Origin of the sequence: Citrobacter sp. C13 (genome assembly GCF_014596815.2) — a bacterium.
Classification (GTDB): domain Bacteria; phylum Pseudomonadota; class Gammaproteobacteria; order Enterobacterales; family Enterobacteriaceae; genus Citrobacter; species Citrobacter portucalensis.
The window spans coordinates 1-22295 of the sequence record NZ_CP115024.1 but is presented as its reverse complement, the minus strand read 5'-3'; the positions used below and the strand labels follow the sequence as shown (position 1 = coordinate 22295).

At 53.4% G+C, this 22295-nt stretch carries 21 protein-coding genes, 1 pseudogene and 1 other annotated feature; of the genes and pseudogenes, 7 read left to right on the top strand and 15 right to left on the bottom strand.

The window, feature by feature from the left end:
* Window positions 1-65 precede the first annotated feature (65 nt).
* On the bottom strand, window positions 66-164 hold the full coding sequence (gene ivbL, locus IB222_RS00110) for an ilvB operon leader peptide IvbL (RefSeq protein ID WP_003827118.1): 99 nt from the start codon (window positions 162-164) through the stop codon (window positions 66-68).
* Between the two features lie 521 nt (window positions 165-685).
* On the opposite strand from ivbL, the gene tisB reads away from it, so the two are divergent.
* From tisB to emrD, 3 genes are all read left to right on the top strand, one after another.
* Entirely contained in the window at window positions 686-775 is a 90-nt protein-coding gene (tisB, locus tag IB222_RS00105) for a type I toxin-antitoxin system toxin TisB (protein ID WP_003023909.1), read from the top strand.
* Between the two features lie 123 nt (window positions 776-898).
* Window positions 899-1732 (top strand): DMT family transporter, encoded by an 834-nt coding sequence (locus IB222_RS00100; RefSeq protein WP_020996046.1) that lies wholly within the window; start codon window positions 899-901, stop codon window positions 1730-1732.
* Between the two features lie 191 nt (window positions 1733-1923).
* A complete protein-coding gene (gene emrD / locus IB222_RS00095; protein WP_032934162.1) occupies window positions 1924-3108 on the top strand; it encodes a multidrug efflux MFS transporter EmrD in 1185 nt (394 codons plus the stop codon).
* On the opposite strand, the gene IB222_RS00090 is transcribed toward emrD, so the two are convergent.
* Window positions 3035-4117 (bottom strand): cellulase family glycosylhydrolase, encoded by a 1083-nt coding sequence (locus IB222_RS00090; protein ID WP_148361300.1) that lies wholly within the window; start codon window positions 4115-4117, stop codon window positions 3035-3037. The genes emrD and IB222_RS00090 overlap by 74 nt on opposite strands.
* Window positions 4118-4195: 78 nt before the next feature.
* A complete protein-coding gene (gene dsdC / locus IB222_RS00085) occupies window positions 4196-5122 on the bottom strand; it encodes a DNA-binding transcriptional regulator DsdC (protein ID WP_003827110.1) in 927 nt (308 codons plus the stop codon).
* Window positions 5123-5351: 229 nt separating this feature from the next.
* On the opposite strand from dsdC, the gene dsdX reads away from it, so the two are divergent.
* On the top strand, window positions 5352-6689 hold the full coding sequence (gene dsdX, locus IB222_RS00080) for a D-serine transporter DsdX (protein WP_003827107.1): 1338 nt from the start codon (window positions 5352-5354) through the stop codon (window positions 6687-6689).
* A gap of 16 nt (window positions 6690-6705) precedes the next feature.
* Window positions 6706-8028, top strand: coding sequence for a D-serine ammonia-lyase (dsdA, locus tag IB222_RS00075; protein WP_149384354.1), 1323 nt, complete (start codon window positions 6706-6708; stop codon window positions 8026-8028).
* A gap of 12 nt (window positions 8029-8040) precedes the next feature.
* On the opposite strand, the gene IB222_RS00070 is transcribed toward dsdA, so the two are convergent.
* The 6 genes from IB222_RS00070 to ibpA all read right to left on the bottom strand — a co-directional run bounded on the left by IB222_RS00070 (window position 8041) and on the right by ibpA (window position 12172).
* The gene (locus tag IB222_RS00070; protein ID WP_003827104.1) at window positions 8041-8553 is read right to left on the bottom strand and encodes a radical SAM protein; all 513 of its coding nucleotides are present in this window, start codon (window positions 8551-8553) and stop codon (window positions 8041-8043) included.
* 14 nt (window positions 8554-8567) lie between these two features.
* Complete coding sequence (locus IB222_RS00065; RefSeq protein WP_003827101.1) at window positions 8568-8930, bottom strand: DUF202 domain-containing protein; 363 nt, start codon at window positions 8928-8930, stop codon at window positions 8568-8570.
* A complete protein-coding gene (locus IB222_RS00060; RefSeq protein ID WP_003023888.1) occupies window positions 8920-9267 on the bottom strand; it encodes a YidH family protein in 348 nt (115 codons plus the stop codon). Before IB222_RS00060 ends, IB222_RS00065 begins: the two co-directional genes overlap by 11 nt.
* A 185-nt stretch (window positions 9268-9452) precedes the next feature.
* Window positions 9453-11114 carry a putative transporter gene (locus IB222_RS00055; RefSeq protein WP_003827099.1) on the bottom strand — a complete coding sequence of 554 codons (1662 nt, stop codon included), beginning with the start codon at window positions 11112-11114 and terminating at the stop codon, window positions 9453-9455.
* A 123-nt stretch (window positions 11115-11237) separates the two neighbouring features.
* Entirely contained in the window at window positions 11238-11666 is a 429-nt protein-coding gene (ibpB, locus tag IB222_RS00050; protein WP_003827096.1) for a small heat shock chaperone IbpB, read from the bottom strand.
* Between the two features lie 92 nt (window positions 11667-11758).
* A complete protein-coding gene (gene ibpA, locus IB222_RS00045) occupies window positions 11759-12172 on the bottom strand; it encodes a small heat shock chaperone IbpA (RefSeq protein ID WP_003023882.1) in 414 nt (137 codons plus the stop codon).
* Window positions 12166-12237, bottom strand: a sequence feature (ROSE (Repression Of Heat Shock gene Expression) occurs in the 5'-region of heat shock genes and acts as an RNA thermometer to modulate expression.). It overlaps the preceding gene by 7 nt.
* 238 nt (window positions 12238-12475) lie before the next feature.
* On the opposite strand from ibpA, the gene IB222_RS00040 reads away from it, so the two are divergent.
* On the top strand, window positions 12476-12808 hold the full coding sequence (locus tag IB222_RS00040) for a YceK/YidQ family lipoprotein (RefSeq protein ID WP_164084788.1): 333 nt from the start codon (window positions 12476-12478) through the stop codon (window positions 12806-12808).
* Window position 12809: 1 nt separating this feature from the next.
* Here the strand turns inward: IB222_RS00040 and IB222_RS00035 are convergent, their stop codons facing one another.
* Window positions 12810-14036 carry a DUF3748 domain-containing protein gene (locus IB222_RS00035; RefSeq protein ID WP_149384353.1) on the bottom strand — a complete coding sequence of 409 codons (1227 nt, stop codon included), beginning with the start codon at window positions 14034-14036 and terminating at the stop codon, window positions 12810-12812.
* 99 nt (window positions 14037-14135) lie between these two features.
* Between IB222_RS00035 and cbrA the strand changes: the two are divergent.
* Window positions 14136-15243: pseudogene (cbrA, locus tag IB222_RS00030) on the top strand (colicin M resistance lipid reductase CbrA).
* 4 nt (window positions 15244-15247) lie between these two features.
* On the opposite strand, the gene yidA reads toward cbrA, so the two are convergent.
* The 5 genes from yidA to dnaA all read right to left on the bottom strand — a co-directional run bounded on the left by yidA (window position 15248) and on the right by dnaA (window position 22295).
* Window positions 15248-16060 carry a sugar-phosphatase gene (gene yidA, locus IB222_RS00025; protein WP_149384352.1) on the bottom strand — a complete coding sequence of 271 codons (813 nt, stop codon included), beginning with the start codon at window positions 16058-16060 and terminating at the stop codon, window positions 15248-15250.
* 210 nt (window positions 16061-16270) lie between these two features.
* Window positions 16271-18685 (bottom strand): DNA topoisomerase (ATP-hydrolyzing) subunit B, encoded by a 2415-nt coding sequence (gene gyrB / locus IB222_RS00020; RefSeq protein WP_148361298.1) that lies wholly within the window; start codon window positions 18683-18685, stop codon window positions 16271-16273.
* A gap of 28 nt (window positions 18686-18713) precedes the next feature.
* Entirely contained in the window at window positions 18714-19787 is a 1074-nt protein-coding gene (gene recF / locus IB222_RS00015; protein ID WP_126317187.1) for a DNA replication/repair protein RecF, read from the bottom strand.
* Window positions 19787-20887 carry a DNA polymerase III subunit beta gene (dnaN, locus tag IB222_RS00010; RefSeq protein ID WP_003023863.1) on the bottom strand — a complete coding sequence of 367 codons (1101 nt, stop codon included), beginning with the start codon at window positions 20885-20887 and terminating at the stop codon, window positions 19787-19789. The genes recF and dnaN overlap by 1 nt, the downstream gene beginning before the upstream one ends.
* A gap of 4 nt (window positions 20888-20891) precedes the next feature.
* Window positions 20892-22295 (bottom strand): chromosomal replication initiator protein DnaA, encoded by a 1404-nt coding sequence (gene dnaA / locus IB222_RS00005; protein WP_003827078.1) that lies wholly within the window; start codon window positions 22293-22295, stop codon window positions 20892-20894.

Genomic DNA, 22295 nt, shown 5'->3' with positions numbered 1-22295 from the left:
CTGAAACGAAAAACCCCGCCCGGTTTGCGCCGGCGGGGTTTTGGAATCGTGTGTTGATTCGGACCCTACGGCGCATTGCCGACGACCACCACCACACGCACGACGACCGCTGCGCGAGATGGCGCAGTTTTTAGTAGGGTCGCAGTCAGCATGGAAGGGTTCATTAGGGACCTGTCTGTTTGTTGATTAACTGGATTTATACAAACACAGGTTTTTCAGCGTGACAATGGAAAAATTTTCATCTGCATAAAAATGCGTCAATGATCACATTTCGTTGTGCATTGCTGAAAAACAAAAAACCCCGCCGGAGCGAGGTTTTTTTCAGTGCTGTGCGGTTGGTAGCCGCCGAACACACTGTGTTATGTCAACGAAAAAAGTATACGCGTTCTGCGAAGAACACGCAATTTCGGCACGAATTTTGATGGTTTTGAGTATGGAACATGAATAGCGTAACATCCATAAAATACTGTTAATTTATACAGTATTTATCTATAATGTCTCGGTACGCAAGGTGTTATGCGGGGGCCGCATCGTAAACCGGCGCATCAAAGTCCTGGCTGAAACGGGTGGTGCCGTCAGCGCCTTAACCCCCGTGTGAGCACACTGTGTTATGTCAACAAAGGTGCTGCAACAGGCAGCGGCGAGGTACGTCAGCACCGTGCTCCTTGTACCAAAAGGAGAGCGTATGAGCCTCGTGGATATCGCTATTCTTATCCTCAAACTCATTGTTGCAGCACTGCAACTACTTGATGCCGTTCTGAAATACGTTAAGTAATTCAGATTCAAGTCGCACCTAAGGGGGGCGGGTAACACTCCGCTCCCCTTTCACCTTCTCCCTGGTGCTTGTGTCGCGCCAATATGTTACGTTTTTATGACATTCTCAGGGAAGAATTCCACCATGACGCTTTCTGTTTTCTGCATTTTGCTGTTCGCCGCGCTGCTGCATGCCAGCTGGAATGCCATTGTTAAAGCTGGAAACGATAAACTGTACTCAGCGATCGGTGTCAGCGGTTCTGCTGCAATTATGGCATTGATTTGCTTACCCTTTGCGCCGCAACCTTCCGCCGCCAGCCTGCCGTTTTTAGCCGTCTCAACTGCGTTGCAAATTGTATATACCGTCCTGGTCGCCAAAACCTATCAGGTTTCGGATATGAGCCAGACCTATCCGTTAATGCGCGGCACAGCGCCGCTGCTGGTCGCAATTATCAGCGTCCTGTTTCTTGGCGATAGCCTCTCTGTTCTAGCCTGGGTGGGGATTGCCACGATCTGTCTGGCGATCCTCGGCATGGCGTTTAACGGACGCAGCAGCTCGCAACGCGGGATTGTGCTGGCGCTCATTAACGCCTGCTTTATCGCCGGATATACGCTGGTTGATGGCACCGGCGTACGTTTATCAGAAACCGCGCTGGGTTATACGCTGTGGACCTTCTTTCTGAACGGCTCCTGCCTGCTGGGCTGGGCGATGATTGCCCGACGCCGGGAAGCGTCACGCTATCTGGTACAGCAGTGGAAGAAAGGTATTCTTGGCGGAATTGGCACAATGGGTTCTTACGGTCTGGCGCTGTGGGCCATGACTCAGGCTCCGTTGGCGGTAGTCGCTGCGCTGCGTGAAACTTCCATCCTGTTTGGCGCGCTGCTCGCGTGGCTGCTACTGAAAGAGAAGGTTGCCGGAATACGTCTTGTTGCGGCTGGAGGCATTGCCATAGGCGCAGTTTTGCTACGCTTATCATGACCTCTGTAAACCCGATGCAATCCGGCAACATTTGTTGCCGCTTTTTGTTTACATTTCCTGCCGTTCATCGTTTAAACATTCCAGCCCACTATCTGGCCTTCTTTTTCTGTTGTGGTAGATTCCACGCGCATTTACGGGAAAGTGCAGCACCTTATTCTTATTTTTTCACTTTTTGAAAAGTAATCAGCGAAATGAAAAGGCATAGAAGCGTCAATTTGTTGTTGATGTTGGTATTACTGGTGGCGGTAGGTCAGATGGCGCAAACCATTTATATCCCCGCGATTGCTGATATGGCACGTGAACTGAACGTTCGCGAAGGGGCGGTGCAAAGCGTGATGGCCGCCTATCTGTTGACCTACGGTCTGTCACAACTGATTTACGGCCCACTTTCCGATCGCGTTGGCCGCCGCCCGGTGATCCTCGCCGGGATGTCCATTTTTATGCTGGCTACGCTGGTCGCCATAACCACCCACAGCCTGACGGTATTGATTATCGCCAGCGCAATACAGGGGATGGGAACGGGCGTCGGCGGTGTGATGGCGCGAACGTTACCGCGCGACCTGTACGAAGGCACGCAGTTACGCCACGCTAATAGCCTGTTAAACATGGGGATTCTTGTCAGCCCACTGCTGGCACCATTGATTGGCGGTATGCTGGATACCCTGTGGAACTGGCGTGCCTGTTACATCTTCCTGCTGGTGCTGTGCGCAGGCGTCACGTTTAGCATGGCGCGCTGGATGCCGGAAACGCGCCCCGCAGGTGCTCCGCGTCCACGGCTTATCGCCAGCTACAAAACGCTGTTTGGCAACAGCTCTTTCACCTGTTACGTGCTGATGCTGATCGGCGGCCTGGCGGGCGTTGCGGTCTTCGAAGCCTGTTCCGGTGTGTTGTTAGGCGCGCGTCTCGGCTTAAGCAGCATGGTGGTCAGTATCCTGTTTATTCTACCCATTCCAGCGGCGTTTTTTGGTGCCTGGTTCGCCGGTCGCCCGAATAAGCGTTTCTCGACGCTAATGTGGCAGTCGGTTATCTGCTGTCTGGTCGCCGGTTTGATGATGTGGATCCCTGGTCTGTTCGACGTGATGAACGTCTGGACGCTGCTGGTTCCCGCCGCACTGTTTTTCTTCGGCGCCGGGATGCTGTTTCCGCTGGCAACCAGCGGCGCAATGGAGCCTTTCCCGTTCCTGGCCGGTACTGCTGGTGCGCTGGTTGGTGGATTACAAAACATTGGTTCCGGCGTGCTGGCGTGGTTCTCCGCCATGCTGCCGCAGACCGGGCAAGCCAGTCTGGGCCTGCTGATGACCCTTATGGGGCTGTTGATTTTTGTTTGCTGGCTTCCGCTGGCGTCACGCGTGTCGCATCAGGGGCAGGCGGTTTAAGCGTATGATGGCCCGGCTTCTCGCCGGGCTTTTCACACTCAGGGGCAATCATGGTATTCAACAACGGCTCCAGCGCCGGACGCCATGCCCCTTCCTCACCATCATAGAACTGCGTATCCGCATTGATAGCATAGGGAATTTTCGCTTTCTTCAGCTCGCAAGCCATAAAGCGGGCAAACGCCATTTGCGAGGCAGAAGGCGCGTTCCTGATGGTTTCTCCCGGCGACCAGCCTCCTACCCAACTAACATGACCGGTTTTCTGCTGCCAGTGAATGGCGGTATTGATACGGGCGCGAATGGCGGCCTTTTCTGCCGCTGTCCCTGAGGTCCACGGGTATTTACCGTTATTTTTCAGCGGCCCCCACGGGAAGATATGCCATTGAGCCAACACGGTATTCTGACTTTGCGGCGGCAACTTTAGGTTGGGCAAATCTTCCGGAGCGGCATGCAGTTTCGGCGCGATAAATATCATTCGCTGTGGATCGATGGCATGGATGGTACGGATGGTTTTGTCATACACCCTATTGAGCGACGCCTGATTATGGGTGAGCTTATCAGAGGGTTCGTATATCAGGTCGAAACCCAGCAACGGCGAACTTTGACCAAAGTAATGCGCCACCGCCACCCACCAGTTAACCACCTCTTTTTCGTTACTGGCACTGGGGTCTTTTTTATACTCGTCAGCCTGATAGGCGATTATCGGGATCACGCCATACTGCTCGCAGGCTTCCACCAGCTTGCGCAGATGAATGAGCCGCGCCTCCGTAGGCTCACCCGCCACGCGAATGCGCACGTGGGTCAACCCTTTCGCCTTATAATCCCTCACCACCAGCGGATCGAATTCACGGATGCCCCGATCGGTACGCGCCCAATCTACGTCCATCCCAACCCCAAGCTGCTGCACATACTGCGCCGCCGTCAACGCAGGTTGCGCGGCACACACGGTGGCGCTGGCCAACAGTAAAAGGGAAACAATCGGCTTTAACACGGTCGTCCTTACGCAAATCATCAGGAGTGATATCACGTATTTAGCACGCTTTTTCACTTTCCGTGTAGAGCGAAAGCGTAAAAAATATTCGCGACCCGCTTATTTAACCTGCTCCTGTAGCCAGCCAATAAACGCCTCGATTTTCGGCCACTGCCTGCCGGGCAGCGTAGTGATGTAGTAATGTTGATGGCATTTCAGCGCCATATCGCCAAAAGGCGCAATCAATTCTCCGCTGTCGAGGCGTTTTTGCACCAGCCGTTTTCGGCCCATCGCCACGCCGATATGGTTCATTGCCGCAATCACTGCTAAATCAGAACGATCAAAACCAATCCCCGACGATGTCGGCAAATTCGCCGCAAAATGCTGCGCCCAGCTGTGCCACTCATCGGTCCCGGAATCGTTACTCCACGCCTGTCTGTCGTGCAGCAAGGTACAGTGCGGCAAATTCACCAGCGAACCGGTAAGGTCATGGCGGCGGGCGTAGTCCGGGCTGCACACCGGCAGGATCTCTTCATCCATCAGGAAGTGATGCGTGAGTTGCGCGGAGGGTGCATCGTCAAAATAGATGGCGAGATCGATACCCGCACGCTGCAGATTGACGTTGTCGTTCCCGGTCAGCATGGTCAGCGAAATTGACGGGTAGCGACGGGTAAAGTCGCCGAGCGCCGGAACCAGCCAGCACTGGGCGATAGAAGGCCGTGAGTAAACGGTGAGCGTCCCCGAGAGCTCCTGATTCTTAATATCAAGAATCTCCTGGTTGAGCGTGTCCAGCGACGACTTCAGCGCCCAAAATACCCGCTTGCCCTCGTGGGTGAGTTCCACTTTGCGATGAGAACGAACAAATAATTGGATGCCAAGCTCATCTTCAAGCTGATTTATGCGATGGCTGACGGCGCTGGGACTCAATGACAGCTCGTCTGCTGCCAGCGCAAACGACTGATGCCGGGCCGCCACTTCAAACGTATACAGCTTTGACAACTGCCAGCCATTAAGCAGCCGGTTTCTGACTTCGCGTAGGGGATCCATTCTCACCTCCTGTCCTCCTGATTCATGCGCTGGAGTGTAAAAAAGTTCGCTGCAAAAATCAGCATAAAGGTGATTCAGAGTGAACCATATCGCATAAACCAAGCACAATTAGACGTAAATCACTCATTTGATGCAATCTGGTTCATGTGAAAGGGGATTTATATCGTTTGTCAGACCCTGCCTTATTTTTGTCCAATACCCCTATATTAATCACAGGGCAAGGTGAGCTATGCACTCTCAAATCTGGGTTGTGAGCACGCTGCTGATAAGCATCGTGCTAATCGTTTTGACCATCGTGAAGTTCAAATTCCACCCGTTTCTGGCGCTGCTGTTAGCCAGCTTCTTCGTGGGTACGATGATGGGCATGGGGCCGTTGGATATGGTCAATGCCATTGAGAGCGGCATCGGCGGTACGCTGGGCTTCCTCGCCGCGGTTATCGGCCTGGGGACCATTCTGGGCAAAATGATGGAAGTGTCCGGCGCGGCCGAACGCATTGGCCTGACGCTTCAGCGCTGCCGCTGGCTATCCGCCGACGTCATTATGGTTCTGGTTGGGCTGATTTGCGGGATCACGCTGTTTGTTGAAGTCGGCGTGGTGCTGTTGATTCCACTGGCCTTTTCAATTGCCAAGAAAACCAATACTTCATTACTGAAGCTGGCGATTCCGCTGTGTACGGCGCTGATGGCGGTGCACTGCGTCGTCCCGCCGCATCCGGCTGCCCTGTTCGTGGCGAACAAGCTGGGCGCGGACATTGGCACGGTGATTGTCTACGGCTTACTGGTCGGCTTGATGGCCTCGCTGATCGGTGGTCCTCTGTACCTGAAATTCCTGGGTAACCGTCTGCCGTTTAAACCGGTTCCGGCTGAGTTTTCTGACCTTAAAGTGCGTGACGAAAGTACGCTACCGTCGCTGGGTGCTACGCTGTTTACCGTTCTGCTGCCGATTGGCCTGATGCTGGTAAAAACCGTCGCTGAGCTGAACATGGCGAAAGGCAGCACGGTGTATACGCTGCTGGAGTTTATTGGTAACCCGATCACCGCGATGTTTATTGCCGTTTTCGTGGCCTATTACATCCTCGGCCTGCGTCAGCACATCGGTATGGGTACGTTGCTGACTCACACTGAAAACGGTTTTGGCTCGATTGCTAACATTTTGCTGATTATCGGTGCAGGCGGCGCATTCAACGCTATCCTCAAGAGCAGTGGGCTGGCGGATACCCTCGCGCTGATCCTCTCGAACATGCATATGCACCCGATTCTGCTGGCGTGGCTGGTGGCGTTAATCCTGCACGCTGCAGTGGGCTCTGCCACGGTGGCGATGATGGGCGCGACGGCAATCGTGGCACCGATGCTGCCGCTCTATCCCAACGTCAGCCCGGAGATCATCGCCATTGCTATCGGTTCTGGCGCTATTGGCTGCACGATCGTCACCGATTCCCTCTTCTGGCTGGTGAAGCAATACTGCGGTGCCACCCTGAATGAAACGTTTAAATACTATACGACCGCGACATTTATCGCGTCCGTGATTGCACTGGCTTGCACATTCCTGCTTTCCTTTATTATCTAGCGCAAAGAGACTGACTATGGAAAACATTCAAACACTTATCGCCCAGTATCCTTTAGTGGAAGATCTGGTTGCTCTCAAGGAGACAACCTGGTTTAACCCTGGCACCACCTCTCTTGCGGAAGGTTTACCGTATGTTGGCCTGACTGAACACGATGTTCAGGATGCCCACGCCCGTCTGACGCGTTTCGCACCATATCTGGCACAGGCATTTCCGGAAACAGCGGCCACCGGCGGCATTATCGAATCTGAGCTGGCCGCGATTCCGGCCATGCAAAAGCGGCTGGAGAAAGAGTACGGGCAGCACATCAATGGCGAAATCCTGCTGAAGAAAGACAGTCACCTGCCAATTTCTGGTTCGATTAAAGCCCGTGGTGGCATTTATGAAGTACTGACCCATGCGGAAAAACTGGCGCTGGAAGCCGGTCTGCTGACCACACAAGACGATTACAGCGTTCTCCTTTCGCCCGAGTTCAAACAGTTCTTCAGCCAGTACAGCATCGCGGTAGGCTCCACCGGTAATCTCGGCATGTCGATTGGCATCATGAGCGCCCGCATCGGCTTTAAGGTGACGGTGCATATGTCTGCCGACGCTCGCGCATGGAAAAAAGCCAAACTGCGCAGCCACGGTGTGACGGTCGTGGAGTATGAAGAAGATTACGGCGTGGCGGTTGAACAGGGCCGTAAGGCGGCAGAGTCCGATCCGAACTGCTTCTTTATCGATGATGAAAACTCGCGCACGCTGTTTTTAGGCTATGCGGTCGCTGGCCAGCGTCTGAAGGCGCAGTTTGCCCAGCAGGGGCGCGTGGTGGATGCCGACCATCCGCTGTTTGTGTACCTGCCGTGCGGCGTCGGCGGTGGCCCTGGCGGCGTGGCGTTTGGCCTGAAGCTGGCTTTCGGCGACAACGTTCACTGCTTCTTCGCAGAACCCACCCATTCACCGTGCATGCTACTGGGGATTTATACCGGACTGCACGATACGATTTCCGTGCAGGATATTGGCATCGACAACCTGACGGCGGCGGATGGGCTGGCGGTCGGCCGGGCGTCTGGCTTTGTTGGCCGGGCGATGGAACGTCTGCTCGACGGTCTGTACACCCTGGACGATCAGACGATGTACGACATGCTGGGTTGGCTGGCGCAGGAAGAAGGTATTCGCCTTGAGCCGTCGGCGCTGGCCGGGATGGCAGGTCCGCAACACGTTTGCGCCTCTGCTGACTATCAGCAGATGCACGGCTTCAGCGCAGAGCAGCTCAATAACGCCACCCACCTGGTGTGGGCGACCGGCGGCGGGATGGTCCCGGAAGATGAAATGGCGCAGTATCTGGCCAAAGGACGTTAAATACCGCTGAGCTTAACGCAGCATCGCCATCAGCTCCATCGGTGAGCGATGCTGCTTAAGCAGGTCACGCATCACGCGCATATGCGGCGCGGTGTGGCTGAAGAAAGCCTGATAGCCTGCACACAGCACGCCCTTTCCATTTTCCTCGCAGTACGCAGGACAATCACCGTGGTAATACTGAAACAATGAGCATGTCTGGCAACGCGTATTCATTGATGACATGGTCTGTCGTTCAATCTGTGCCGTCAGACCACACCACTGGCGAAGCGTTTTATCGAAAAGCTGGATAGATATCTGATTAATATCTTCACGTACCCAGATATCAAATATCGTAATTAAAAATCGGCCCCACGCCTCAGACGTAACCGATTCGTCTGTCAGATGACCTGAACCATCGTGCTTAACCAGCGGAATAAATTGTACCAGGCGAACATTTCCTTGTTGCAAACCACGGTACACTTCAACCGGTTGTAAACACTTCTGATGGTCAATCACCACGTTTAAAACATCATCACTAACATCCATGTTCTCACATCCTGTCATGCAAAATTCCCGATAAATACGATAAGTTGGCGAACATGCGTTACAGCAAACAGCATTGCGAGGGATAACACCGCGAGGGAGATCATAAATTTGTCACGCACCGCGCGAGATTCAGAAAAATCGCTATGACTCACATCCATCAGATTACGGCTGCGGGTGTAGCGCCAGAGGATAATCGCCACTATCACCAGCACAACTACCGATATCCAGAACAGCACTCCCGCCTGGTGCCAGTTGTGCTTAATCGCCAGCGCCATTAACGCGCCATAGCCCAACAACGTGCGAAACCAGGCAAGTGAAGTCCGCTCCGGTTGTAACCCCGGGTCAGCGATGCGTCGCGATTTGCGGCTATCCGGCATACAGCACCAGCGTCATGACAATCACCGCCACAATAGTCAGCATGACGCTGATAATCAGCAGGCTGTGGGTGTAGGGCAAGTCCTCTTTCAGTCGCATCGCCTTTTCGTTACGTAGCCAGCGCAGGTAGCCGTAGATCGCCAGACCGCCGGCAAACAGACACAGCAACAAGGCAAGCGCCTCACGGATGACCGGCGTGGCAAAATCCGGGGCCAGTTGATCAAGGCCAACCCCCGCCGCCAGAAATCCGAGCGCGGTGCGGATCCACGCCAGAAAAGTACGCTCATTTGCCAGTGAGAAGCGATAATCCGGTGCTTCTCCAAGGCGAGAAATCTTCATGACAGCTCCTTAAATATTGTTGTCTGGTCGTTATACCGGAACAGTTAAGGAGTATGAACCTGATTCTCAAACGAGAGGGCGAGTCGGGTGATGAGACAATGGGAAAGAGAGAGGGTGTTTGTAATGCCGGATGGTGAGTTGCGTTTTATCCGGCCTACAGGAGATGCAGGCCGGATAAGTCAGTTTTAACCTAATCCCCAGAAGATCACCGCCAGCAGCTGTGGCGTGATAATCCTCAGGAACATAACCAGCGGATAAACGGTGGCGTAGGAGAGCGCTGCCGCCCCGCTGGTAGCATGCAGGTTATTAGCAAACGCCAGAGCCGGGGGATCGGTCATTGAGCCAGCCAGCATGCCGCACAGCGTCAGATAGTTCATTTTGACAAATAGACGAGCTAACAAACCCACGGTAATCAGCGGAATCGCAGTAATGAAAATACCGTACCCCACCCAGCTCAGGCCATCGCCCTGCGTCAGAGTATCGACAAAATCACCGCCTGACTTCAGACCAACTACCGCGAGAAACAGCACGATACCCAACTCTCGCAGCGCCAGGTTAGCGCTGGGAGGCATAAACCAGTACAGCTTACCAATGCTGCCAATACGCCCCAGGATCAAGGCCATAATCAGCGGCCCACCGGCCAGACCCAGTTTTAACGCCACCGGAAACCCTGGGATGAACAGCGGAATTGAACCCAGTAGAACACCCAGCCCGATACCGATAAATACCGGCAGCATCTGCACTTGCTGCAGTTTTTGCTGCGCGTTACCCACAACATTGGCAACGGCATCAATAGACGAAGGGCGCCCCACCAGATTGAGGATATCCCCGAATTGCAGGCTGGCGTCGCTGCTGGCTACCAGCTCAACACCCGCACGGTTCAGGCGGGAAATCACCACGTCGTAACGTTCTTTAAAGTGCAGGTCACGGATACGTTTACCCAGCACCTGCTCGTTAGTCACCACCACGCGTTCGACGCGTAAATCGGTACCTCGCGTAGACAGCGATGTATCCACCTCCTGCCCAATCACCACCTGCGCGTTATGCAGGTCAGCAGGCTGCCCGACCAGGTGGAGCAGGTCGCCCAACTGGATAACTGTCCCTGGCGACGGCACCATCAATGTCTCGTCACGTTTCAGACGCGAGCAGATAATTTTGTCGCTGTTCAGAATCGGGACATCCTGAATCGCCATATTGTTGATGTTTGGGTTTTCCACGCGGATGTTCATCGTCTGAATCAGCGCGTGCCCGTTGGTCAGCGTGGATTCATGCTGCTGGGCTTCAGCATCGACGTTAACGCGGAAAATAAGGCGCATCAGCCACATGGTCAGTAAAATTCCGCAAATGCCGAAAGGATAAGCCATGGCATAGCTCATCCCCATCTGGTCAACCACATCGCCAGGCGTACCCAAATCGCGCAGAATTTGCTGCCCCGCGCCCAACGCCGGGGTGTTGGTGACCGCACCAGAGAATATTCCCAGCACCACAGGGAGAGGAATGGCAAAAATCTTATGCAGGATCGCGGTGACCAGGCCACCCATAATAACAATCAGTACGGCAAACAGATTCAGCCGCAGCCCGGAAACGCGCAGTGACGCAAAAAAGCCCGGCCCCACCTGAATACCGATGGTGTAGACGAAAAGAATCAGGCCAAATTCCTGAATAAAATGCAGCATGTCGCCGCTCAGGGTCATCCCTGCCTGATCGACAAAATGCCCGACAATAATGCCGCCGAACAGCACACCTCCAATGCCAAAACCCACACCACGTATTTTTATGTTGCCGATCCATAACCCAACAACTGCCACCAATGCCAGAACGCTGACCGTCAATGCTATATCACTCATATCCTGTTCCCTGTGAATAACATCATTAAGTAAATGGATTCTCGCAGAGTACAGTCGCAATGTATGGGTGGTAAAGCACAAAAAAGCCCCGTCATTTCTGGCGGGGCAAAGGCATGGAGCTATTTAACTGTCTAATGCGGGACGTTCGCTGATGGCGATACGTTGTGGAGCAATGGTTTCAGGTTCATTCCGGGTCAAATCAATATGCAGCAAGCCGTTAGTGAAGCTTGCGCCGGAGACCTCCATATTTTCAGCCAGCGTAAAGCTCAGGCTGAACGGCTGAGTGACCAGTCCCTGATGCAACCATTTGGTCTCTTTTTCCGGCTGCTGCGGCGTACCTTTCACTGTCAGGCGCGTGCCTTCCAGTTGAATATCCAGATCTTCCTGGCGGAAACCGGCTAACGCAAGGGTAATGCGGTAGTGGTTATCATCGCTCTTTTCGATGTTATAAGGCGGGAAGCTCTGGCTTTCACCGGTGTTTTGCAAGGCATTGGCCAGTTTGTCAAAACCGATCCATTGACGCAGCAGCGGGGATAAATCGTAGTTACGCATAATAATCTCCTTCTAAGAAGCGAGTAGGTACCTTTCGGCTCCCTGACGGCAAGCCGATGACTTAGCAAGGCCGCCTGAAGCGGCCTACAGAATTAGTTGATTTCGATGCGGCGCGGTTTGTTCGCTTCAGGAATCACGCGCTCAAGATCGATATACAGCAGACCATTTACCAGGTTTGCGCCGCGAACATGAATGTTCTCCGCTAACTGGAACTTGCGTTCAAAGTTGCGCTCGGCAATACCCTGATACAGGTAAGTACGTTCTTTTTGATCGTCCGCATGGGCGCCTTTTACCACCAGCAGATTGTCCTGGGCAGTAATTTCCAGTTCGCTTTCAGCAAAACCGGCAACGGCAATTGCAATGCGGTAATGGTTTTCGTCTACCAGCTCAACGTTGTACGGAGGGTAGCCGCCATTGCTCTGGCCCTGATTGTTTTCCAGCAGGTTAAACAGACGGTCAAAACCAATAGCAGAACGGTACAGCGGGGATAAATCAAAGTTACGCATAATCAATAGCTCCTGAAATCAGCGAGAATATTGACCTTCCATCATGGACAGGTCAGGTAGCCAGGACACCCATCAGGCATGCCCTTCATTTGTCTACACTCTAAAAATGGGTCTTAATACAAACTTTTCAAGCGTATTCATCTGACTTTTTTTGCAGTTTGTTGTCTATTGCATACACTGGGGGGAGCAGTTGTTATCGTTAAATCGCGATGGCCGCCACAGTGCGACGAAATGGTGATGTTATTTTCGCAACGGATCGCTTTAACTCACCATGCAAACACGATAAATACAGATGAATAAATGATGATTAAAAAAATGTTGGTAACACTGACGATGTGTAGTGGGATGGTGTTTGTAAGCGGCTGTTCCAGCATCATGTCACATACAGGTGGCAAAGAAGGGACGTATCCTGGCACGCGAGCCAGTGCCACAATGATTAGCGAAAGTGATACGAACTGGGGAACCAAGTCGCTGGCGATTCTGGATATGCCTTTTACCGCGGTGCTCGATACGGTATTGCTACCTTGGGATCTCTTTCGCAAAGATAACTCGGTGAGATCCCGCGTAGAAAAGAGCGAGGAGAGAACCCAGGCCACGAACGCCGTTATTCCCCCGGCAGAAATGTCTGCTCCATAAATTAACGCCCGGTTTCAGTCATCCACAGCTGGCGGAAACCCTCGACGTCTTCCATCCACGCAACCTGTCGACCATCAGGGGAGAAGACGATCGCATCGGCCGACGGCGGGTTATCATGACGTTCCGTTAAAAAATCAATTTCGCCCGTTTGAACATCACAACAGGCAATTCTGTTCTCCAGTACAAATCCCAGCCATTTCCCCGATGGGTGCCAGTTAAAGGCTGACTGAATATTCGTAGCGCACTGGGTAAGCTGACGCAGCGATCCACCCTGTGGGGAAATCAGCCATAGCTGCACAATACCGTTGTCATCACGCATTAAAAACGCAATCTCAGATGCCTTTGGATTACTGCGTACCCAGTGGCGAGGCTGATTCACCAGCCCCGGAAAGGCGCGCTCATGGGTAAACGTCAGACGGCGTTGGCGAATACCGGATGGCGGCGCAGGCATGGTCATGTCAGTCCCCTCCAGAGGCGCGTCCCCCGGCTGTTTCCAGCCGCTTTCATCCTGTGGCAAATCAACAATAAACAGCTCCGGTACTTTCTCGCCAGTGGCTGATAGCGTATCACCGATAAACGCCAGCCTGTTTTCTCCAACCCAGCCCTCTTCATAGGCGCGGTTAATCTCATCGCTACCCGGTTTTGGCGTTGGTGTCGTCTGGCTCACCAGCACACACCAGTAGCTACCGCTGTATTCACGGGGATGCTGCGCGGAAACATTAACCGGACCATACGGTGCAGCCACGCCGACGTTGCGTAAATCGAGCGCCGGAGAGCGCTCATGCAGAACATGGTCGTTATAGGTGAAACTGACAAACTCACCGTTCGGGCTAAAGACATGCACATGACTCCCGCCGCGCAGCGCACCTGGCGTATAGGGCGCAGTAATATCCATTGCATCCAGATTCTCCACCCCAGCCTGCGTAACAATCACCCCACGGCGATGATGGAAGTCGTAATACCATGTTTCATCAGGATTTTCAGGCCCGTGAATGAATACATATTTTTCCGACTTTGGATGAACGGTCACCACGCCAACGTGCGATCCCTGAGTAGCCCGGTAAATCACCTCCAGCTCGCCAGTATGGATATTGACGCGCTCAATTGTTTCACCAGTAAAAGAGGCGCCGGAAGGACGCACATCAAAGACCAGCCACTGGCTGTCCGGTGTCCAGGTGTTGATATTGGTAAGCTGATGATTACGCGGCGTAAAGGTGATTTGCTTCATGGGATGCCCTGATACAAGACGATTTCAGCAATCATACTTCACAAGCACTTCACTTTCAGGCTTTAGCGTATCGCCATCTTCATTTTTGCGGACAGAAAGATGGAACATTTTGACGTAGCGATTATCGGATTAGGCCCGGCAGGCGCGGCAGTTGAGCGGAAAAATGCGCGTGATTGCGTTGGATAAAAAACGCCAGTGCGGCAACGAAGGTTTCACTAAACCCTGCGGCGGTCTGCTGGCCCCGGACGCCCAGCGTTCGTTTATCCGCGACGGGATAACCTTACCCGTTGATGTTATCGCCAACCCGCAGATTTTTAGCGTTAAAACGGTTGATGTTGCCGCTTCTTTGACGCGTAACTACCAGCGCAGCTACATTAATATCAACCGCCATGCTTTTGATTTATGGCTTAAATCTCTCATCCCTGATGATGTGCAGGTGTATCACGACAGCCTGTGCCGGAAAATCTGGCGCGAGGGCGATAAATGGCATGTTATCTTCCGCGCCGACGGTTGGGAGCAGCAGATCACTGCACGTTATCTGGTGGGGGCAGACGGTGCGAACTCACTGGTGCGCCGTCATCTCTATCCACAGCACCAAATCCGTAAATATGTCGCGATTCAACAATGGTTTGCGGAAAAGCATCCCGTTCCGTTCTATTCCTGTATTTTTGATAACGATACAACTGACTGTTATTCCTGGAGTATCAGCAAAGATGGCTATTTTATCTTTGGTGGCGCCTACCCCATGAAGGACGGACAGGCACGCTTTGACGCGCTGAAAGAGAAGCTGGAAGCGTTCCATTTCCAGTTCGGCAAACCGGTGAAAAGTGAAAAATGTACGGTGCTATTCCCCTCACGCTGGAAAGACTTCGTCTGCGGCGAGGACAACGCATTTTTGATTGGTGAAGCGGCCGGTTTTATCAGCGCCAGCTCGCTGGAAGGGATTAGCTATGCGCTGGACAGCGCGGAGATCCTCAAATCGGTACTGCTGCGGGATATGCCAGATATGAATCACGCTTACCGTAAAGCCACCCGCAAGTTACGACTCAAACTGTATGGCAAAATCCTGAAAAGCCGGGCCCTGACGTCGGCATTTTCCCGTAAATGGATTATGCGCAGCGGCGTGGCGCATATTCCCCAGGGAGACCATTCAGCACCACAAATCATGGCTGAAACGGGGCAAATACGACGAAGCATTTGCCCATAACATCTTAATTCAGTGCAAACTTCTCTATGGCGTACGCGACGCCATCTTCAAGATTGGATTTGGTCACGAAGTTGGCGATTTCTTTTACTGATGGAATAGCGTTGTCCATGGCAACGCCCACGCCTGCGTATTCAATCATCGCGATGTCGTTTTCCTGATCGCCAATCGCCATCACCTCTTCGGCTTTAATGCCTAACGCATCGGCCAGCGATTTTACGCCCGTCCCTTTATTGACGCGTTTATCGAGGATTTCGAGGAAATACGGCGCACTTTTCAGCACGGTGTACTTCTCTTTTACTTCCGTAGGTATACGCAAGATAGCTTTATCGAGGATCTCCGGCTCGTCAATCATCATCACTTTCAGGAACTGGGTTGCGGGATCCATTTTCTCGGCTTCACAGAACACTAGCGGGATGGTCGCGACAAACGATTCGTGCACCGTGTAGTAGCTGATATCACGGTTCGCGGTATACAGCGTATTGCGATCGAGGGCGTGGAAATGCGAGCCGACTTCCCGGGAGAGCTGCTCCAGGTAACGATAATCATCATAGCTCAGCGCGGTTTGCGCCACGGTACTGCCATCCCCTGCTTTCTGCACCAGCGCACCGTTGTAGGTAATGCAGTAGTCACCGGGTTGTTCCATATGTAGTTCTTTCAGATAGCTGTGAACGCCGGCATACGGGCGTCCCGTGGTCAGCACCACATTCACGCCACGCGCGCGTGCCGCGGCAATTGCCGTTTTGACCGCTGGTGAAATGGTGTGATCGGGCAGCAGAAGTGTGCCATCCATGTCGATAGCAATAAGTTTGATAGCCATGAGTTCCCCGGATTAAATGAGTCCGTCCTCATGCTAACGCGATTCCGCTCAAAAAACAGCTACGAAAAGGGGGATAGAAAGGGGAATCGAGATTCCCCTTTTTGTAGATTGGTTGTCGTTTGTAGGCCTGATAAGCAACGCGCCATCAGGCACAATACAACGTCTTGCCGGATGGCGGCGTAAACCGCCTTATCCGGCCTACAGATTGGCTTAAATATCGATGTTCGCCGCTTTCAGGGCGTTTTCTTCGATAAACGCGCGACGCGGTTCAACGGCATCGCCCATCAGCGTGGTGAACAGCTGGTCGGCAGCAATCGCATCCTTCACGGTAACGCGCAGCATACGACGGCTTTCCGGATCCATGGTGGTTTCCCACAGCTGTTCCGGGTTCATCTCGCCCAGACCTTTATAACGCTGGATAGCAAGGCCACGACGAGACTCTTTCTGCAGCCATTCCAGCGCCTGCTCGAAGCTGGCAACCGGCTGGCGGCGCTCGCCACGTTCGATAAACGCATCGTCTTCGATCAGTCCGCGCAGCTTCTCGCCAAGCGTACAAATACGACGGTATTCGCCACCGGTAACAAATTCATGCTCCAGCGGATAATCGGTATCCACACCGTGGGTACGGACGCGGATCACCGGCTCGAACAGGTTCAGTTCAGCGTCTTTACGCACAAAGCTGTTCCAGGTGCTGCCGTGCATTTCTTTTTCATTCAGCACGTTAACCAACTGAGAAACCCAGGCAGTGACTTTCGCTTCATCAGCGAGATCGGCTTCATCTAGCGTCGGTTGATAAACCAGTTCTTTCAGCAGCGCTTTCGGGAAACGACGTTCCATACGACCAATCATTTTCTGCGTCGCGTTGTATTCAGAAACCAGTTTCTCTAACGATTCACCTGAAAGGGCTGGCGCGCTGGCATTGGTGTGCAGCGTTGCGCCATCCAGAGCGATAGAAATTTGGTACTGATCCATCGCTTCGTCATCTTTAATGTACTGTTCCTGCTTGCCTTTTTTCACTTTGTACAGCGGTGGCTGTGCAATGTAGACGTGGCCGCGTTCAACGATTTCCGGCATCTGACGATAGAAGAAGGTCAACAGCAGCGTACGGATGTGCGAGCCGTCGACGTCCGCATCGGTCATGATGATGATGCTGTGATAACGCAGTTTGTCCGGGTTGTACTCGTCACGACCGATGCCACAGCCGAGCGCGGTGATCAGCGTCGCAACTTCCTGAGAGGAGAGCATCTTGTCAAAGCGCGCTTTCTCGACGTTGAGGATTTTACCCTTCAGCGGCAGAATCGCCTGGTTCTTACGGTTACGTCCCTGCTTCGCAGAGCCACCCGCGGAGTCCCCTTCCACCAGATACAGTTCAGAGTGAGCTGGGTCGCGTTCCTGACAGTCCGCCAGCTTGCCCGGCAGACCGGCTAAGTCCAGCGCGCCTTTACGACGGGTCATTTCACGCGCACGACGTGCAGCTTCACGAGCACGCGCAGCATCAATAATTTTGCCGACAACGATTTTCGCGTCAGACGGGTTTTCCAGCAGATATTCGCTCAGCAGTTCGTTCATCTGCTGTTCTACCGCCGATTTCACCTCAGAGGAGACCAGCTTGTCTTTGGTCTGTGAGGAGAACTTCGGATCCGGTACTTTCACGGAAACAACGGCAATCAGGCCTTCACGGGCATCGTCACCGGTAGCGCTGACTTTCGCTTTTTTACTGTAGCCTTCTTTGTCCATGTAGGCGTTCAGGGTACGGGTCATCGCCGCACGGAAGCCTGCAAGGTGAGTACCGCCGTCACGCTGTGGAATGTTGTTGGTGAAGCAGTAGATGTTTTCCTGGAAACCATCGTTCCACTGCAGCGCAACTTCAACGCCGATACCGTCTTTTTCGGTGGAGAAGTAGAAGATATTCGGGTGGATCGGCGTTTTGTTTTTGTTGAGGTATTCAACAAACGCCTTGATGCCACCTTCGTAGTGGAAATGGTCTTCTTTGCCGTCACGCTTGTCGCGCAGACGAATAGAGACGCCGGAGTTCAGGAATGACAGCTCGCGCAGACGTTTCGCCAGAATGTCGTATTCAAATTCAACAACATTGGTAAAGGTTTCGTGGCTTGGCCAGAAACGGACCTGAGTCCCCGTCAGTTCTGTTTCGCCAGTTACTGCCAGCGGCGCCTGCGGCACACCGTGCACGTAAGTTTGCTGATGCACTTTGCCTTCACGACGAATCACCAGTTCCAGCTTCTGTGACAGGGCGTTAACGACGGAAACACCCACGCCGTGCAGACCGCCGGAAACTTTATAGGAGTTATCATCGAATTTACCGCCTGCGTGCAAAACGGTCATGATAACTTCCGCTGCCGAAACGCCCTCTTCCGGGTGAATACCGGTTGGGATACCACGGCCATCATCGGTAACGGACACGGAGTTGTCAGCGTGAATCGTTACCACGATATCTTTACAGTGACCCGCGAGCGCTTCGTCGATAGCGTTATCTACCACCTCGAATACCATGTGGTGCAGACCGGTGCCGTCATCCGTGTCGCCGATATACATACCCGGGCGCTTACGCACCGCATCCAGTCCTTTCAGGACTTTGATACTGGAGGAGTCATAAGAATTCGACATCAACGTTTCTCGCTCATTTTATCTTGGGTTAATCCGTTATTTTACCCTTTTCCACGGTAAACATCTTCGAATTTTCATCGGACATGTCTATAACGTGTTCAGCGCTTATTGCGCTGACAAAGACCTGAGATTGCGTGGCTTTTAAGCGGCTGGCCAGCAGTCCGCGACGCGCGTCATCCAGTTCAGAGGCAAAATCATCTATCAGGTACAGGCAGCGCCGCCCGCTTTCACGGGTCAGGAACTCCCCTTGCGCCAGACGTAAGGCGCACATCAGCAGCTTTAGCTGCCCACGCGACAACGTATCTTCCACCGGCGCACCGTCGGCGCGAATGCGGAAATCCGCCTTATGCGGGCCGTGCGCAGTGTAGGTCAACATGCGATCGCGTTCAAAACTGCGTTCCAGCACTTCGGCATAATCAGTCTCTTTCTCCCAGCCGCGCTGGAATGAGAAGGAGAGCGAAAACTCGGGAAGAAACTGCTGGCAGGTATCCGCCATATCCTGCGCGATACCGGCGCTGTACTCCGCGCGCCAGGTGCTGATTTGTTCTGCCAGTGGGATCAGTTCTTTATCCCACGGACGCAGTTGCTCATAACGACTCACTTGGCGCAGCGCTGCATTGCGCTGCTTGAGCAGTCGCTTCAGGTTGCTCCAGGCGGTGAAAAATCCGACTTCATTGTGAAAACATCCCCAGTCAAGGAATGCTCTTCTGTATTTGGGGCCGCCATTGAGTAAAGTAAACCCCTCAGGCGTGATCAGCTGCATCGGCATCAGGTGCGCCAGTTCTGCGACCTTGTGCCCGTCAGTGCCGTCAATGCGCACTTTGCTGTCGCCCAGTTTATCTTTCGTCAGGCCAATCGACGTCTCACGCTCTTCACCCTGCAAACGCCCGTGTAAAACAAACGACTCCTGCTCGTGGCGAATCACGCGGCCAATCTGCAAACTGCGAAACGCCCGACCGTGGCCGAGCGTATAGATGGCTTCCAGCACGCTGGTTTTGCCGCTGCCATTCGCGCCAACCAGGAAGTTAAAGCCGGGGGATAAAGCGAGATCCGCGTTTTCGATATTGCGAAAATCGCGGATCAACAGGCGGGAGAGCGACATTACAGTCTCATTGGCATAACAACATAGGCAGCCGACTGTGATGCTGCATCTTCAATCTGTACGCTCGATACGGAATCTGTCAGCAGAATACGCACGTTCTCGCACTTCAGCGCGTTCAGAACGTCCAGTACGTAGCTCACGTTAAAGCCGATTTCCAGTTCTGTACCAGGATAGGAGACATCCAGAATTTCTTCTGCTTCTTCCTGTTCCGGGTTGTTGGCGGTGATTTTGAGCTGGTTTTCGCTGACATACAGACGCACGCCGCGGAATTTCTCGTTCGAGAGGATCGCCGCACGCGCAAACGCCTGTTTGAGGATATCGCAACCGGCTTCCAGATGTTTGTCCGGGTTCTTCGGCAATACGCGGCGATAATCCGGGAAACGACCGTCAACCAGCTTGGAAGTAAAGATGAAGTCACCCACGTGCGCACGAATGTTGTTGCTGCCAATCTGCACGCGCAGCGGGTTATCGCCGCCGTCGAGCATACGCATCAGTTCAATCACGCCTTTACGCGGTACGATCACCGAATGGCTTGGCAACGGTTGACCAACAGGCATTGAACAGACCGCCAGGCGGTGGCCGTCGGTCGCCACGGTACGCAGCTCTTCCCCTTCGGTTTCAAACAGCATGCCGTTTAAGTAGTAACGTACGTCCTGATGCGCCATCGAAAACTGCGTGGCTTCAATCAGGCGCTTCATCGTCGCCTGCGGCAGGGTGAATTCGACTTCGCTCTGCCAGTCGTCCAGATTCGGGAAGTCGGCGGCAGGCAGCGTAGACAGCGAGAAACGGCTGCGGCCAGAACGCACCAGCATACGGTCGCCTTCCAGTTGAACGGCAATTTCCGCGCCTTCCGGCAATCCACGGCAAATATCGAAGAATTTACGCGCCGGAACGGTGGTAGCACCAGGTTCATGAGGCTGGATCAGCGCCACGCGCGCCACCATCTCCATTTCGAGATCGGTACCGGTCAGCGAAAGCGTGCCGTCAGCAACCTGCAGCAGCAGGTTTCCGAGAATAGGCAGTGTAGGACGTCCACCCAGCGGGCCGCTGACCTGCTGAAGCGGTTTTAATAAATGTTCACGTTCAACGGTAAATTTCATAGCGTCACGAAGATAATGTTCTGATTAAATTGGAGAAATCTTCTTTAATATCATGGCTTTCTTCACGCAACTGCTCAATCTTGCGGCAGGCATGAAGCACGGTAGTATGGTCACGCCCACCAAACGCGTCGCCGATTTCCGGCAAACTGTGGTTAGTGAGCTCTTTTGCCAGCGCCATCGCCATCTGGCGCGGGCGAGCTACCGAGCGAGATCGACGCTTAGAAAGCAGATCCGCAATTTTGATTTTGTAATACTCCGCCACCGTCTTCTGAATATTGTCGATGGTGACCAGCTTTTCCTGCAAAGCCAGCAGATCGCGCAGCGCTTCGCGCACGAAATCGATAGTAATCGCCCGGCCGGTAAAATTGGCGTTGGCGATCACGCGGTTCAGTGCGCCTTCCAGCTCACGTACGTTAGAGCGTAGACGCTTGGCAATAAAGAACGCTACTTCACCTGGCAGACGAATGTCGTTTTCGTCGGCTTTTTTCATCAGGATCGCAACACGCGTTTCCAGTTCAGGCGGTTCGATCGCGACAGTCAGTCCCCAGCCAAAGCGGGATTTCAGACGATCTTCAACGCCGTTGATCTCCTTCGGATAGCGATCCGAGGTCAGGATGATCTGCTGATTGCCTTCCAGCAGGGCGTTAAAGGTGTGGAAAAACTCTTCCTGCGATCGCTCTTTATTCGCGAAGAACTGGATATCGTCAATCAGCAGCGCGTCAACGGAACGGTAGTAGCGTTTAAACTCTTCGATCGCGTTGTTTTGCAGGGCTTTGACCATATCCTGCACAAATCGCTCGGAGTGCATATACACCACTTTGGCGTTTGGCTTACGCGCCATAATGCCGTTACCGACAGCGTGCAGCAGGTGGGTTTTACCCAGACCCGTACCGCCATAAAGGAATAACGGATTGTAGGCGCCGCCAGGATTGTCCGCCACCTGACGTGCCGCCGCGCGCGCCAGTTGGTTAGATTTACCTTCAACGAAGTTATCAAACGTGTGTTTGACGTTGACGTTAGAACGATAGGTAGGTTCTGCCGGAGCCGGGACGTTATCCCAGCCTGGACGCGCCGCCGGAGCAGCACGTTGCGGTTGCACTTGCTGAGCCACGTGGGCGGGCGCAACAACGTTGTTGACCGGCGTTTTCAGCGTTTGCGTGACGGGTTTAGTGCCGACTTCAAAGCGCAGCTGTGGGGCATCCGCGCCACAGAAATTATTGAGTAATCCATTAATATTATTAAGGTATTTATCCCTTACCCAATCGAGCACGAAACGGTTTGGCGCATACAAAGCCAGCGTGTTATCGCTCAGTTCCGCCTGCAACGGGCGTATCCACATACTGAACTCTGTGGCTGGTAACTCATCCTGCAATCGGGCAAGACACTGCTGCCAAAGCGAAAGTGACAC